Below are 14,498 nucleotides of genomic sequence, written 5' to 3' on the forward strand. Positions count from 1 at the left end.
TAGCTTTTAGCTTTTAGCTTTTAGCTTTTAGCTTTTAGCTTTTAGCTTTTAGCAAAAAAATGTAACAAATTCCAATATTCAGCTACTAATCATTAAAAAAACCTACCAACCACTCTGTGAGCAAAGAACTGGAACACAAATTTGTTACCGAACTTGAGAACAATCAAAATATTGTTCACAAGGTGTGTAGTCTCTATACAAATGACAGGGATTCACATAACGACTTGTTTCAAGAAATAACGATTCAACTTTGGAAAGCATATCCAAAGTTCAGAGGTGAGGCAAAATTTAGTACATGGATGTATAGGGTGGCACTAAACACTGCAATTACGCTGTACCGTAAATCAAAAAAAAGAGTCCGTACCCAAGATTATGATTCGGTAATTTTTAAAATAAAGGCCGACGAATATGATGATACCCAAGAACGCCAACTAAAATTAATGTACGATGCGGTTAAACAGCTAGGCGATATTGATAAGGCTTTGGTGTTTTTGTATTTAGAAGATAAAGACTATTCTGAAATTTCGGAAACTTTAGGTATTTCTGAGGTAAATGCTCGAGTAAAAATGAATAGAATAAAAAATAAATTAAGAACCATACTCAACCCTTAAGGTTATGATGGACGAATTGGAATTACTTAAAAAAGACTGGCAAAAGCAAGAAGCTTCGCTTCCAAAGCTTACATATGACCAGATATATAAAATGATTTGGAAAAAATCATCCTCAATTGTAAAATGGATTTTTTACATCAGTATCATTGAATTTGGTTTTTGGATTGCAATATCTTTTGTACCTATTAAAAGTGACCAATTAGACAGTGGAGGTGTCAAATTAATTCAAATAACAGACTGGACAATTGATATCATTTTTTACCTGGTCATGATTTATTTTATCTCTCAATTTTACCAAAATTATAAGAAAATATCAGTAACTGACTCTGCCCGAGATCTGATGAAAAAAATCATTAAAACAAGAAAAACAGTAATGCAATATGTTTGGTTCAACCTTGGTCTCTTTGCTATTACCATGGTCGTTGTTCTATTAGAAGTTTTGATTTTCAACCCTCCTATCGAATTGACACAAAGAATCTCATCAGCTGATTCAAGTTTAATCGCGTGGTTATTATTAGGAATTCTTTTTGCAGTATCAATTTTGTTTTTTGGGCTTATTCTTTGGCTTTTTTATAGACTGCTGTATGGAATTTTGCTAAAGCGGTTAAACGTAAATTATAGGGAATTAAAAAAGCTAGAGGTTTAGCCTTTTTCTTTATGGCTGTAACGTCTTTTTTGATGGTCAGCTTCATAAGCAGCAAGTTCTGACTCTGGAATTACATGTAAAAAAGAGGGATGCTGCTCGATGGCATATTCCAATTTTTCTGTGATTTGGGCTATTGATTCATTGTCATAATCTATATCAAGCGGTTCTTTTATTTGCATAGATTGCAAAATACCTTTCTTTTTGATGTATAGCCCCTTTTTATCAAAAGATCTTCTAAATCCATCTATAACAACTGGTACAACAAGTGGCTTGTATTTTTTGATAATATGCGCAGTCCCTTTTCTTATCGGTTTCCAAGGTTTGGTAGTACCTTGGGGAAATGTGATTACCCAACCATCTTCCAATGCTATTCCAATATTAGAAATATCACTAAACTTCACTTTTCTGTTGACGTCTTGACCATCGGCCCTCCAAGTACGTTCTATGCTTATCGAGCCTGCATAAGCCAAAATTTTAGTCAATAAGCTTTTGCCCATAGTCTCAGCTGCCGCCACATAATAAAAATTTAACTTAGGATTCCATAGATATCCAACATTCTTGATATTATCATCTCGTCCTTTTAAGCTGGCATTAAAAACGTGAAACATAGCAACCACATCGGCAAAATAAGTTTGGTGGTTACTCACAAAAAGAACATTCTGTTCTGGTAGATTTCTAATTATTTCAGATCCCTCAATTTGAAGTTTATTAAACTGTTTATATCGGTTATGAGTAATAAGGCCTAATATTCTAATAAGCCATTTTTTTAAGAATAAAATATGCCCAAAAGGATTTTCTTTAAATATTCCCATGTGTTGGTTTGACTTGGCTAATTTACAAAATACCGTTAAAGCACTTTCTTTAAAAGATCTTTGATTTCATTAAGCATCATTGCCGTAGCGCCCCAAACAACATAACCATTTAATTTAAAGGCAGGTACAAGAATTTCTTTTGCATAAGATGTTGACAATTGTTGTTCAATTTTATTATGTTCATTTAAAAAATCGGCCAATTTCACTTCAACCAAAGCTTCAACTTCTTCTTCTTGTATCACAAAAGGTTTTGGATTTGCGTAAAGACCAATATAGGGCTGAACCAAAAAATTGCTAGGAGGAATATATATTTCCGTCAAGGTCTTCAGTACGTCAACGTCATCTTGGAGCACGCCTACTTCTTCGTAGGTTTCCCGTAAGGCCGTATTTACTAAACTTTTATCATCTTTTTCAACCTTTCCACCAGGGAAACCAATTTGATTAGAATGTACGCCATTATAGGTCTTTCTAAGGATTAAAAGTAGTTGGGTTTTTTCGTCGGCATTCGGATAAAATAAAGCCATCACAGCTGCTTGCCTTGGACTCTTATTGTTGATTTTATGAGATTCTCGCCACTCTCGTCTAATCAAGGGCTCCATTTTGTAATGCGATTCATCGCCGGGCAAGGGTAGATTTTTTATTTTTATAAGCTGTTTGCAAAAATCAGTAAAATTCATGCTAAGACCTTCAATTTCTTTAATAGCAAGTATAACACTATTTTTCTTTTCGTCTTGTGGAAACAAAACCGGACGAAAACCGAATATAGAAAAAACCGCAAAAAAAGAATTAATAGGAAACAAGGCAGACAGTATACCATCAGAAATTAAAAAAGAAAAAACCGAGGAGGCTGAATTTGTGTTGACAGAAGAAAATGCTATTGACTTTTTCTTTAAATATGCAAAAGAAGTAAAAGAGAATAAGGTACGATTAACCACGAATATGGGTAGTTTTACTATTCAATTGTTTGACAATGTGCCCTATCACAAGGCAAATTTTATCTACCTCATTAAAAAAGGATATTTTGATAATACTCAATTCCACCGAATAGTAAAAGATTTTATTATTCAAGGTGGTAATTCCGATGATAAGGCAACGGGGAGAAAACGTGCAAAAATCGGTCGTTACCTACTTCCACCAGATACCAGAAAAGGACACAAACACCATCGCGGCACTATTTCTATGCCAAGCAGTGAGCGCGACAATCCGCATAAACTCGCATCACCATATGAATTTTTTATAGTGGTAACAAAACCCGGCTCATACCATTTAGACGGTAGTTATACCCCGTTCGGTCGTATTATCGAAGGAATGGATATTGTGGATAAAATAAATCAAGTCGATGTTGACGAAGGGGATTGGCCAATGCTCAATGTAACCATTTTAAAGGCCGAGGTGTTTTAGTAAATCTAATTTCTATAGATATTTGGCAAGCGAATATTAAATTTAACAGCCAGTATCCGAAGTAAAATCACTACAAAAATTGCTATAATGAAGGCATAATTTGGAGGAATAGGTAGCTTATTCAAAAGAAAATAACTGACACCACCTAAAATACAAGCCGTTGCGTAAATTTCTTTTCTAAAAATTACGGGAATTTCATTACATAAAATATCACGAATAACCCCTCCAAAACTTGCAGTAATTGTTCCTAGAGCAATGCACATTATAGGTAAAAGCTGTGCCTCTAGTCCTTTTTCAACTCCTACCAATGTATAAAGACCAATACCAATGGTATCAAATAAGAACAATGATTTGCGCAAGTATTTCAATTGTTTTGCAAAAAGAATAGCGACAATAACCGTTATCACAATAGTTATGACATAGACTGAATCTCGCATCCATACCACAGGAGTATTCCCTATTAACAAATCTCGTAAGGTACCACCGCCAATGGCGGTTACAAAAGCAATTATAAGCACCCCAAACAAATCCAACTTTTTCTCCATTGCCACTAAAACCCCAGAAATGGCAAAAGCTATTGTTCCTAAAATATCGGTGGCAAAGTAAAACATTAGCTATAATTTTTGGGTGTAATAATTATAGTCTTTCAAAACAGTGTCAATGTACTGTATATCATATAGTTCTGAATTAGTCTGCAAAATACCATCAACTTTAACACGTAGGGCCGTCATAGTTTTAAAATCGTTACTTCTTCGGGCAATTTGATATGTTTCTTTTATAAGGCGTACATCTTTGTCAGTCAACAAAGTAACGTTAGTAAACTTGGGCACATAAGTATCTTCTACATCTTCGAGAATAGTATGCGATACCTTAATCTTGTTTTTAGTACTGATAACCACGGTACTCGCGGCAGCATCACCTAAACGCTGCCTACGTTCAGAAAATAAAATGGTCAATAGACCTATTGAACCCACAAAAATCCAGATGTCCACTAAACGTAACATCCATCGAACCAAATAATTACTCCAATGTACAGGAGCTCCATCAAAACGGACAACACGCATTTTTAATAGCATTTTACCAACGGTACGACCATTAAAAATACTGTGCATCAACATACTATAGAACATAGCTGGTAAAAATATAAGACCTACCAATCCTCTTTGTGTCCACCTATCTTCATAAACGTAACCAATGGCGTCGCCTATTAAGTCGACCAAAAAAGCGTAAAGATAAAGTATAAAACCATCTATCAAGAAAGCCAAAATTCGTTCTCCAATACTTACAATTTTATAATTAAGGTTTACATTTTGCGTTGTATTGATTTGAAGGTTACTCATTAAATACTAAATTTAACTTTTAGGTAATTACATTATATGCGCGAAGCCGCTTTTGTCAAGCAAAATAAGGAAAAATGGATAGCATTTGAAAAGGCTATCAACCTTGGTTCCAAAACCAATCCTGACAAACTGGCCGATGGCTATATTCAATTAACCAATGATTTGGCTTATGCGCAAACCTATTACGCTGAAAGCAAGACTTTATTGTATTTGAATTCTTTGGCTTCACAAGCCCATCAAAAAATATACAAGAACAGAAAGGAAAGTAGCAACCGTATCATATCTTTTTGGAAGACAGAGTTTCCCTTGTTTTTTGCAAATCATCAAAAAACCCTTGGTATTGCTTTTTTAATATTCATTATTGCTTCAGCTATTGGTAGTATTTCAGCTTATAATGATGGGACTTTCGTACGCTTAATTTTAGGCGATGGCTATGTAAACGAAACCCTAAACAATATTTCTAATGGAGACCCTGCAGCCATATACAAAAGTGGAAGTGAAATTGGAAGCTTCTTAGGAATTACCATTAATAATATTAGAGTGGCATTTTTGGCATTTGCCTTTGGGGTGATTACAAGTATAGGCACCTCATATATTCTTTTTAGTAATGGTGTTATGTTAGGTGCTTTTATCACCTTTTTTTACACTAAGGGCGTTTTTTTTGAAGCCAATAAACAAATTTGGCTACATGGGACCATTGAAATTTCAGTGATTATTGTCGCAGGCTGCGCTGGACTAATCATGGGCAATAGTATTTTGTTTCCTAAAACATTTTCCCGAAGGGTATCCTTCATGAAAGGGGCCAAAGACGGCTTAAAAGTAGTGGTGAGCACCATACCGTTTTTCATTGTTGCCGGATTTATTGAAGGCTTTATTACCCGTTACACAGACATGCCAAATTGGTTGGCATTTTTAATTATTGGCACATCATTAGTATTAATTCTATTTTATTACGGATTATATCCAAGATTATTAAGAAAGATCCATGACAGAGAATTACATTTCGCTCAGGGTAAATCGTGATTTCGGAGATATCATCACGACCTATTTTGATTTTTTTAAACAGAATATCAAAAAGTTTACTAATGTTTTTTTAAGCTATAATGGTATCTTCTTAATAGGCTTGCTTATTGTAAGCTATCTTTTGGTTTCGGGTTTTATGGGCGTCATTGCCTATGAAGACTCTTATACCTATGGTGTCGCTAGAGAACCTATGGACTCAAAATATATGATTTTAGTAGGAATAGGCGGAATCATGTTTCTAATCATTTTTATTATGGTTGCCGTTTTAAATTATGGTTTGGCAAGTAGCTATATGATTAAATATGAGGATAAGCAAGGTGATAATTTTGATAAAAAAGAAGTTTGGGAATATGCAAAAAGTCAATTCGGAAACATTGTATTGTTCATTCTGCTAATGATACCTATATTTTTGGTCCTAATGATAATTTCCATCATTCTAGCCTTTATCCCTTTGGTAGGTATTTTTGCCAATTACATTTCGCAGTTCTTTATTCAGGCATGGCTAGGCGTCTCTTTTTATGATATGTTACAAAATAAAAAAGGAGTGACCGACGCCTTGGGAGAAGGATGGAGTTTAGTGACCAAAAACTTCTGGCGGTCAATCGGCGTTAACTTCATTCTTGGGTTGCTCATCGGAGTATTAATTATGGTTGCCTTAATTGTACCTGGGGTTATCATAGGCGTATATACTTTTCATGTAGTAGAAAATGATGTTGCCTATAGCACTTCCATCGTTGCCACTGTAATATATACCTTAGGCACTAGTTTATTTTTGATAATTGCCGTTTACGGACAGTGTTTATCTCAATTTGTAAATGGTATTCTGTATTATGCACTTCATGAAAAGACATATAATGTGAACACCAGAAGTAAGATAGAAGAAATAGGCAATAACAAGGCGTGAAAAGAATTCTAACCATAGTACTGTGCTTATTTTTATACTTATTTGGGTTTACCCAATCTGAGAAAGATAGTATTCAAGTACTTCAAGATGAAGGTTCTGAACTAACAGAACGTAAATTACCTAATGACCTCAACAAAAAATATAGTAACGAAGAATTCAATTATGAAATTAAAACTGGGGAATCCCAAAATCTAATTGCACGCTTTCTAAGGTGGTTGAGCAATGGACTTGGAGATATTTTTGGAATAAATATATCACCTGAGGTTTTTAAAATATTGCAGTATTTAATCTATTTTTTAATGGGTGGTTTAGTAATTTACCTTATTGTCAGGCTATTGGTAAACGAAAAATTCAATTCTATTTTCACTAAAAAAGCAAAGTCCATTATCGATATTGATTTAGCAGAACAACATATCGAATCTTTAGATTTAGAAGCCTTATTGCAAGGGGCCTTAGAAGATAAAAACTATCGGTTAGCCATTCGGTATCACTATTTACGGATTTTAAAAAGACTATCACAGGCTAACCTCATTGAATGGCATTTTGACAAAACCAATTCAGACTATCAAAGTGAGATAGCAAAACCAAATCTAAAATCAGGTTTTAAAGAGGTTTCTTATTTATATGATTATATCTGGTATGGCGAACAGCCAATTGATGAGCTTTCTTACGAAAAAGCCCACAACAGTTTTAAATCTTTAAACAATAGCATAGCCCAATAAATAAAATGGATAAGAGGTCAAAAATCATATTGGGGTTATTTGCAGTGGTACTTTTGAGTATCATTATCACAGAGATTACAAGTCCCAAACCTCTTAATTGGCGACCCTCATATACGGCCGCCGATAAAATCCCTTTTGGTTGTTTTGTTTTCTACAACGAATTGTCACAACTATTTTCAGAAAGCGAAATTACCACAGTTGAAGAGAGTGTTTATGATGTGTTGGTCAATAGTGATTCTACCAAAACATCAAATTACTTTTTCGTTAATGACAATATTGACTTAGACAAGCAAGAAACCAATCAATTGTTGAAATATGCCGCTCAAGGGAATTCTGTATTTATAGCAGCCTCTTCTTTCAGTTATTTTTTGAAGGATACGCTGAATATTGACATTGACTATGAATATACATTACTGGAAGATACGGTTACTGTTGACCTTACCCATAAAGATTTCAAAGAGGAAAATTTTTTGTTTTCTAGAGGAATCAACAAGGCGCATTTCATTTCGGTAGACACTTTAAATACTACTGTTTTAGGTCATTTAAAATACGAACAAAAAAATGAGCTTACCGGTTCGGTGGAAGAAATAGTTCGCAAACCTAATTTTATTAAAACCAATTTTGGAAAAGGCCAGTTTTTTGTCAATACCACGCCGCAGGCATTTTCCAATTATTACATGCTAAGGGGAAATGAGGACTATGCTGCCCATACCCTATCTTACTTAAATAATGCTGATTTGTACTGGGATAATTATAAAAAGGCTGGTCGAGTAGTTATTACGTCCCCAATGAGATTTGTTCTAAATCAAACTGCTCTAAAATGGGGATATTATCTTACTATGGTTGGACTACTTCTTTTTGTGATTTTCAAAGCTAAACGTGAACAACGAATTATTCCCGTTATTAATCCGCTTGAAAATTCATCTGTGGAGTTTGCAAGAACTGTTGGTTCTTTATATCATCAAAACAAAGATTACACTGATTTGATAACTAAAAAGCTAAGTTATTTCTTAGCATTTTTGAGAAATCGGTATTATTTGGATACTAGCACCCTAAACGAAAAAACAATACAAATTTTGGCTGCCAAATCTGGGAAAAGCCTAGAAGAAGTAAAAAAACTAATTGAATACATCATATATCTAAAAAATAAGGCCATGCACAGCGAGCAAAATCTTATTGAACTCAATAAAAAAATAACCGCTTTTAAAAATTAATATGGAGGCAAACGAACAAAACGAAAACCCCTTGGAATTCAATTCAAGAATAGATCTCACCAAGCTTCAAGAAGCTGTAGCTCAAATAAAATCCGAACTAGGTAAGGTAATCATAGGGCAGAATGATATGATTGAACTCCTTATCATTTCTATTTTAGCAAATGGCCATTCATTGATAGAAGGTGTACCAGGTGTTGCAAAAACAGTTACAGCAAAATTATTGGCAAAAACCATTAATGTTGACTTTAGTCGTATTCAATTTACACCAGATCTAATGCCCAGTGATATTTTGGGTACTTCTATTTTTAATGTGAAGACTTCAGAGTTTGAGTTCAAAAAAGGGCCCCTTTTCTCAAATATCATTTTAATTGATGAAATTAATAGAGCGCCGGCTAAAACTCAGGCTGCCTTGTTTGAAGCCATGGCAGAACGTCAAATCACAATTGATGGACAAGAATTTGATATGCAACCTCCATTTTTGGTGTTCGCGACCCAAAATCCAGTAGAACAAGAAGGAACGTATCGTCTGCCAGAAGCGCAATTAGACCGTTTTCTTTTCAAGATAAATGTGAATTATCCTTCTTTGGACGAAGAAGTCGCTATCTTAGAAAGTAAGCACCAACAGAAAAATATTGATTTTGAAAAATTGATAAAATCGGTACTTACTGCAAAACAGATTGCCGAATATCAAAATACCATTAAGGAAATAATTGTTGAAGATAACCTGCTGCGCTACATCGCTTCCATTGTGAACAATACAAGAACTAATGCAAATTTATATTTAGGTGCATCTCCAAGGGCTTCAATTGCTATTATGGATGCTTCAAAAGCTCTGGCAGCTATAAATGGGCGTGATTTTATAACTCCTGATGATATTAAAAAAGTCGCCAACCCTATTTTGGCACACCGAATAATTTTAACCCCAGAGCGTGAGATGGAAGGTTTTACCGCAGATAAGGTTGTACAACAATTAATTGAATCCATTGAAATTCCAAGATAAGATGTTAGATGTTAGATGTTAGATGTTAGATGTTAGATGTTAGATGTTAGATGTTAGATGTTAGATGTTAGATGTTAGATGTTAGATGTTAGATGTTAGATGAAACTATAAATTTTGGTTTTGATACTTGATACTTTGATTTGAAAAAAATATTTAGACATACCTATTTGCAGAAACGATTTTTTATTGTTCTCACAATATTGATCTTAGGATTTCTATGCGCCTTCATTTTCCAGAACCTTTTAAGTACGGTTCAAATTCTATTTTATATTTTTCTCTTATTGGTATTGGTCGATGTTGTTCTGCTTTTTCTATCCAAAGGAGGCATTGATGGTATACGCCAGCTACCGGATAAACTTTCAAATGGAGACAATAATACCATTCAAGTTCAATTGACCAATCGCTACCTCTTTAAAACCCAAGTAAACCTCATAGATGAAGTGCCCTTTCAATTTCAAAAGCGTGATTTCGAATTGAAAAGTAGCTTACAACCTGGTGAAGAAAAATTGTATTCTTACACCCTAAGGCCGACAGAACGGGGTATGTATTCTTTTGGGAGTCTTAATGCTTTTGCAATTTCCCCTATTGGGCTTTTAGCAAAAAGATATCGATTTAACACTGCCCAAGAGGTACCTGTATATCCGTCCTTTTTACAATTACGAAAATATGATTTGATTGCTTTCACCAATCGCCTATTCGAATACGGGTTAAAAAAAATCAGAAAGATTGGCCATACCATGGAATTTGAACAAATTAAAGAATATGTTCAAGGTGATGATATTAGGAACATTAATTGGAAGGCTACAGCCAAGCGCAATCAGTTGATGGTCAATCAATATCAAGATAAAAAATCACAGCCTATCTATTCCATTATTGACAAAGGCAGGGTAATGAAAATGCCTTTTGAAGAATTAAGTTTGCTAGATTATGCGGTTAATGCCACCCTAGTCATCAGTAATATTGCCATCAAAAAAAATGATAAGGCCGGTATGTTTTCATTTAGCAATAAAATAGAAAATCGTGTAGTGGCCGAACGTCGCAGTTCTCAAATGAGCCTTATTCTTGAAACCCTATACAATCTTGAAACTAATTTTGTTGAAAGTGATTTCAGTAGGTTATATGTCGATATTAAAAGAAACCTGAACCAACGCAGTCTCTTCTTGTTATACACCAATTTTGAGACCATGGATGCATTGAACCGACAACTACACTATCTACAGGCTATTGCAAAGCAACATCTTTTAGTGGTTATCTTTTTTGAGAATACAGAATTACTAGAGTTTGCCTCAAAAAAAGCAGAAAACACCCATCAAATATTTGAACAGACCATTGCCGAAAAATTCTTATTTGAAAAGAAGTTGATTGTAAATGAACTTCGAAAATTTGGAATTCAAACTATTCTGACCAAACCCGAAGACCTTACCATTAATACTATTAATAAGTATTTGGAAATAAAAGCGCGCGGACTACTTTAATCGGTCTGTAGCTGCATATAGAATCTGGTCATAGAGAGTTCAGTGATCGAGGGCATTCTATCTAAACTTTCTAAGTACTCAAGAGATTGATTAGACCAATCATCATCAAAAAACATTTGCATACTTGCAGTAGAATTCTTTGCCTTTAATTTCCTTTGTTTTTTACCTCCAGCTATATCAATAACAACACCAACAGTAACTCCCCCTAGAATTGTTGCAAGCAAATCTTCATTATCCCATCCACCTTCTCGCTGACTTGCATCAATAGCTTCTTTGCCCAAACCAACCAACGTACTACCGCCAACTGCACCAGCAAAAGTCCACCATCTGTTTCCATCAGATACATGCTTGGCAATTCCCGCACCAGCTAAACCAAATAAGTTGCCTCCGATATAATGCAAAACCTTATCCCTGTCTTGACCAGAGACAAAGTGCAAGCACATCAAAAATACTAAAGTGGGAATTAGTTTTTTCATATGTTGTGTAAAGTTAAAAAAAGCTTTAGAAGTTCGAAGCCATTTGGCAAAAAATGAGTTAAACTTTTAACCAAATGAAAATCAATTAATTATTTAATTTCAAATGTGATATTTCTTTATCTTTAGGGCAATTCCTCCCACAACTAATCACTATAATCTAGATTGGTACATCTTTTAGCTACCAACCAGAAAAAATAAACAAATGACTACAAAGCAAAAATGGATTTTAGGACTTCTCATTTCAGCCATAATTTTGACCATTACTATCAATGAAAAGCAAAAAGAACTTCCAAAAAAGAGAGAAATAGCAGGACTGAATTTTATCAAGTGTACCGCAGCCAAATTTATGCTTGAAGAAATTGATAGCACTCAACAGATTTCACCTCTTTTTGATAATCTAGGCACTTTAAAGTACAAAATAAGTACCACTAACGAAGAAGCTCAGACTTTTTTTAATCAAGGGTTACGATTAACCTATGCTTTTAATCACGCTGAAGCCCATCGTTCATTTTTGGAAGCTTCTAGACTTGACCCAAATTCACCCATGTCATTCTGGGGGCAAGCCTATGCGCTGGGTCCAAATATTAATGACCCTGCGCCCGATAGGGAACGTATTGAAAAGGCTTTAGGCTCGCTTGAAAAAGCTATTGCAAAGACCTCAAAAGGAACTGATAAAGAAAAAGCACTAATTGAAGCTTTAGCAACTAGATATTCTGCAGATACTTTAATAGCTACAGAAAATTTAAACCTTGCTTACATGAATGCGATGAGGAAGGTGGTCGATAAGTTTCCAGAAGACGACCAGATTCAAACACTTTATGCAGCCTCAGTTATGAATACCGTGCCTTGGAATTATTGGGACAATGAAGGTAATCCTTCTCCAAATATTCCTGAAGCAAAAGCGGCATTAGAAAAAGCAATACAACTTAACCCTGAAAACCCTGGGGCACATCACTATTATATTCATATGGTAGAATTGCCAAAACCAGATTTAGCAGAGGCGAGTGCGGACAAGCTAGGGACCCTAATGCCTGGAGCTGGTCATATCGTACATATGCCCTCTCATATTTATATCAGAATTGGTCGTTATTATGATGCCGTAAAAGCGAATCAAAAGGCTGTATTGGCCGATGAAGATTATATCTCCCAATGTTACGCACAAGGGATGTATCCATTAGGATATTATCCACATAACATTCATTTTCTATGGTCAGCATCCAGCTTATTAGGTAACAGCGATATTGCTATTGATGCTGCGAAAAAGACTGCTGAAAAAGTACCAGTCGGTGAAATGGAAGAAATGCATTTTTTACAAAATTTTGCCGCTACTCCACTCCTGTCTTATGTACGCTTTGGTAAATGGAACGATATTTTGACAATACCTGCTCCTAATGAAGATATTAAACATTTACGCTTAATGTGGCACTATGCCAGAGGAGTTGCTTTTACGAGAAAAAACAATCTTAAAGATGCTAATGAAGAACTCGAAGCTATTAAAACCATGATGGAAGATGAAGATTTAGAAACCCTTATGACGGTTGGGTTTGATTCAAGTTTGACAATTGCAGAATTGGCTTATGAGGTGGTTGCAGGCGAAATAGCGGCTACAGAGGGTGATTATGAAAAAGCTATAGGTCACTTAAAAGAAGCCGTACAAATTGAAGATAATTTGGTCTATAATGAACCTTCTTCTTGGCACATACCACCCCGTCAAAATTTGGGAGCAGTTCTATTAAAAGCGAAAAAGTTTGAAGAGGCGGAACAAATTTACAAGGAAGATTTAGACGATTTAAGACAAAACGGATGGTCTTTAATAGGGCTGCACAGTAGCTTGAAAGCTCAAAATAAAAAAGAAGAAGCATCAAAAATCAAAGCAGAATTTGAAAAAGCTTGGCAACATGCAGATTTAAGTATTGATAATTCAATACTATAAAGGATTAATTATTTTTTCTTTGGCCTCTTCGAAGTCAGCCATCAACTCTTTTACAATTCGAGCTGCTGGCTGAATATTGTGTATCAAAGCAGAAACTTGTCCAATTTCCAATTCTCCTTCTTCTAAATCGCCTTCAAACATGCCTTTTTTGGCACGTGCACGACCTAAAACTTCTTTAAGTTCAGCCATAGAAGCACCTTGAGCATAAACGTTTTGAATATCTTGATAGAATTTATTTTTAAGCAAACGTACTGGGGCAAGCTCTTTCAAAGTTAGTTGCGTATCCCCTTCTTTAGCTTTGACTACCTCATCTTTAAACAATTGGTGTGAGGAGGCCTCAATACTTGCTACAAACCGGCTACCCACTTGTACACCATCAGCACCTAAAATCATAGCTGCAAGCATTTGTCTCCCTGTGGCGATACCCCCAGCGGCAATTAAGGGAATAGAAATTTGTTCTTTCACTGCAGGAATCAAGACTAAGGTTGTGGTTTCATCTCGTCCATTATGTCCGCCTGCTTCAAAGCCTTCGGCAACTATTGCATCTACTCCAGCATTTTGTGCCTTTAGCGCGAACTTTACGCTACTCACCACATGTACTACGGTGATTCCTCTTTCCTTTAAAAAAGAAGTCCAAGTTTTTGGATTGCCTGCAGAGGTGAAAACAATTTTCACTTCTTCACTAACAATGATATCCATCAATTTATCGATATCAGGATACAACATCGGCACATTAACCCCAAAAGGTCTATCAGTAGCTTTTTTACATTTCTGAATATGTTCTAATAATACTTCAGGGTACATGCTGGCTGCGCCTAAAATTCCCAGTCCACCTGCATTAGATACGGCAGATGCCAAACGCCAACCACTTGCCCATATCATTCCGCCTTGAATGATAGGGTATTCTGTTCCGAAAAGTTCCGTAACTCTATTTTGCATTC

At 35.3% G+C, this 14,498-nt stretch carries 16 protein-coding genes; 10 read left to right on the top strand and 6 right to left on the bottom strand.

Annotated features, from left to right (window positions below; genetic code table 11):
- Positions 1-116: 116 nt before the first annotated feature.
- Together RM706_RS16005 and RM706_RS16010 are read left to right on the top strand one after the other, a co-directional pair.
- Entirely contained in the window at positions 117-611 is a 495-nt protein-coding gene (locus RM706_RS16005) for an RNA polymerase sigma factor (RefSeq protein WP_311353279.1), read from the top strand.
- A gap of 7 nt (positions 612-618) precedes the next feature.
- Positions 619-1,257, top strand: a complete 639-nt coding sequence (locus RM706_RS16010) for a DUF8845 family protein (protein WP_432264978.1) — start codon at positions 619-621, stop codon at positions 1,255-1,257.
- Here RM706_RS16010 and RM706_RS16015 read toward each other — a convergent pair.
- Together RM706_RS16015 and RM706_RS16020 are read right to left on the bottom strand one after the other, a co-directional pair.
- Positions 1,254-2,069, bottom strand: a complete 816-nt coding sequence (locus RM706_RS16015; RefSeq protein WP_311353281.1) for a lysophospholipid acyltransferase family protein — start codon at positions 2,067-2,069, stop codon at positions 1,254-1,256. The two genes, RM706_RS16010 and RM706_RS16015, sit on opposite strands and share 4 nt — an antisense overlap.
- A 35-nt stretch (positions 2,070-2,104) precedes the next feature.
- The gene (locus RM706_RS16020; protein ID WP_311353282.1) at positions 2,105-2,746 is read right to left on the bottom strand and encodes an NUDIX hydrolase; all 642 of its coding nucleotides are present in this window, start codon (positions 2,744-2,746) and stop codon (positions 2,105-2,107) included.
- Here RM706_RS16020 and RM706_RS16025 point away from each other — a divergent pair.
- Positions 2,745-3,470 (top strand): peptidylprolyl isomerase, encoded by a 726-nt coding sequence (locus RM706_RS16025; RefSeq protein WP_311353283.1) that lies wholly within the window; start codon positions 2,745-2,747, stop codon positions 3,468-3,470. The two genes, RM706_RS16020 and RM706_RS16025, sit on opposite strands and share 2 nt — an antisense overlap.
- Positions 3,471-3,475: 5 nt before the next feature.
- Here RM706_RS16025 and RM706_RS16030 read toward each other — a convergent pair whose 3' ends face one another.
- Together RM706_RS16030 and RM706_RS16035 are read right to left on the bottom strand one after the other, a co-directional pair.
- Positions 3,476-4,081 (bottom strand): trimeric intracellular cation channel family protein, encoded by a 606-nt coding sequence (locus RM706_RS16030; protein WP_311353284.1) that lies wholly within the window; start codon positions 4,079-4,081, stop codon positions 3,476-3,478.
- A 3-nt stretch (positions 4,082-4,084) separates the two neighbouring features.
- Positions 4,085-4,810 carry an RDD family protein gene (locus RM706_RS16035; RefSeq protein WP_311353285.1) on the bottom strand — a complete coding sequence of 242 codons (726 nt, stop codon included), beginning with the start codon at positions 4,808-4,810 and terminating at the stop codon, positions 4,085-4,087.
- 36 nt (positions 4,811-4,846) lie between these two features.
- Here RM706_RS16035 and RM706_RS16040 point away from each other — a divergent pair, with 36 nt between their 5' ends.
- From RM706_RS16040 to RM706_RS16065, 6 genes are all read left to right on the top strand, one after another.
- A complete protein-coding gene (locus RM706_RS16040; RefSeq protein WP_311353286.1) occupies positions 4,847-5,833 on the top strand; it encodes a stage II sporulation protein M in 987 nt (328 codons plus the stop codon).
- Complete coding sequence (locus RM706_RS16045) at positions 5,796-6,737, top strand: stage II sporulation protein M (protein WP_311353287.1); 942 nt, start codon at positions 5,796-5,798, stop codon at positions 6,735-6,737. The genes RM706_RS16040 and RM706_RS16045 overlap by 38 nt, the downstream gene beginning before the upstream one ends.
- Entirely contained in the window at positions 6,734-7,459 is a 726-nt protein-coding gene (locus RM706_RS16050) for a DUF4129 domain-containing protein (RefSeq protein ID WP_311353288.1), read from the top strand. The genes RM706_RS16045 and RM706_RS16050 overlap by 4 nt, the downstream gene beginning before the upstream one ends.
- 5 nt (positions 7,460-7,464) lie before the next feature.
- On the top strand, positions 7,465-8,673 hold the full coding sequence (locus tag RM706_RS16055; protein ID WP_311353289.1) for a DUF4350 domain-containing protein: 1,209 nt from the start codon (positions 7,465-7,467) through the stop codon (positions 8,671-8,673).
- Position 8,674: 1 nt separating this feature from the next.
- Positions 8,675-9,673 (top strand): AAA family ATPase, encoded by a 999-nt coding sequence (locus RM706_RS16060; protein WP_311353290.1) that lies wholly within the window; start codon positions 8,675-8,677, stop codon positions 9,671-9,673.
- A 140-nt stretch (positions 9,674-9,813) separates the two neighbouring features.
- A complete protein-coding gene (locus tag RM706_RS16065) occupies positions 9,814-11,148 on the top strand; it encodes a DUF58 domain-containing protein (RefSeq protein ID WP_311353291.1) in 1,335 nt (444 codons plus the stop codon).
- On the opposite strand, the gene RM706_RS16070 is transcribed toward RM706_RS16065, so the two are convergent.
- Positions 11,145-11,624, bottom strand: coding sequence for a hypothetical protein (locus RM706_RS16070; protein ID WP_311353292.1), 480 nt, complete (start codon positions 11,622-11,624; stop codon positions 11,145-11,147). The genes RM706_RS16065 and RM706_RS16070 overlap by 4 nt on opposite strands.
- A 202-nt stretch (positions 11,625-11,826) precedes the next feature.
- On the opposite strand from RM706_RS16070, the gene RM706_RS16075 reads away from it, so the two are divergent.
- Entirely contained in the window at positions 11,827-13,557 is a 1,731-nt protein-coding gene (locus RM706_RS16075; RefSeq protein ID WP_311353293.1) for a tetratricopeptide repeat protein, read from the top strand.
- Here RM706_RS16075 and RM706_RS16080 read toward each other — a convergent pair.
- The gene (locus RM706_RS16080; RefSeq protein ID WP_311353294.1) at positions 13,552-14,496 is read right to left on the bottom strand and encodes an NAD(P)H-dependent flavin oxidoreductase; all 945 of its coding nucleotides are present in this window, start codon (positions 14,494-14,496) and stop codon (positions 13,552-13,554) included. The genes RM706_RS16075 and RM706_RS16080 overlap by 6 nt on opposite strands.
- Between the last annotated feature and the right edge of the window lie 2 nt (positions 14,497-14,498).

Origin of the sequence: Croceitalea rosinachiae, from assembly GCF_031846445.1 — a bacterium.
GTDB classification, from domain to species: domain Bacteria; phylum Bacteroidota; class Bacteroidia; order Flavobacteriales; family Flavobacteriaceae; genus Croceitalea; species Croceitalea rosinachiae.

Coding starts and splice junctions, on each gene's coding strand:
- RM706_RS16075 (WP_311353293.1), top strand. CDS start 11,827: ATGACTACAAAGCAAAAATGGATTTTAGGACTTCTCATTTCAGCCATA.
- RM706_RS16040 (WP_311353286.1), top strand. CDS start 4,847: ATGCGCGAAGCCGCTTTTGTCAAGCAAAATAAGGAAAAATGGATAGCA.
- RM706_RS16045 (WP_311353287.1), top strand. CDS start 5,796: ATGACAGAGAATTACATTTCGCTCAGGGTAAATCGTGATTTCGGAGAT.
- RM706_RS16010 (WP_432264978.1), top strand. CDS start 619: ATGGACGAATTGGAATTACTTAAAAAAGACTGGCAAAAGCAAGAAGCT.
- RM706_RS16080 (WP_311353294.1), bottom strand. CDS start 14,496: ATGCAAAATAGAGTTACGGAACTTTTCGGAACAGAATACCCTATCATT.
- RM706_RS16070 (WP_311353292.1), bottom strand. CDS start 11,624: ATGAAAAAACTAATTCCCACTTTAGTATTTTTGATGTGCTTGCACTTT.
- RM706_RS16060 (WP_311353290.1), top strand. CDS start 8,675: ATGGAGGCAAACGAACAAAACGAAAACCCCTTGGAATTCAATTCAAGA.
- RM706_RS16025 (WP_311353283.1), top strand. CDS start 2,745: ATGCTAAGACCTTCAATTTCTTTAATAGCAAGTATAACACTATTTTTC.
- RM706_RS16020 (WP_311353282.1), bottom strand. CDS start 2,746: ATGAATTTTACTGATTTTTGCAAACAGCTTATAAAAATAAAAAATCTA.
- RM706_RS16055 (WP_311353289.1), top strand. CDS start 7,465: ATGGATAAGAGGTCAAAAATCATATTGGGGTTATTTGCAGTGGTACTT.
- RM706_RS16035 (WP_311353285.1), bottom strand. CDS start 4,810: ATGAGTAACCTTCAAATCAATACAACGCAAAATGTAAACCTTAATTAT.
- RM706_RS16015 (WP_311353281.1), bottom strand. CDS start 2,069: ATGGGAATATTTAAAGAAAATCCTTTTGGGCATATTTTATTCTTAAAA.
- RM706_RS16030 (WP_311353284.1), bottom strand. CDS start 4,081: ATGTTTTACTTTGCCACCGATATTTTAGGAACAATAGCTTTTGCCATT.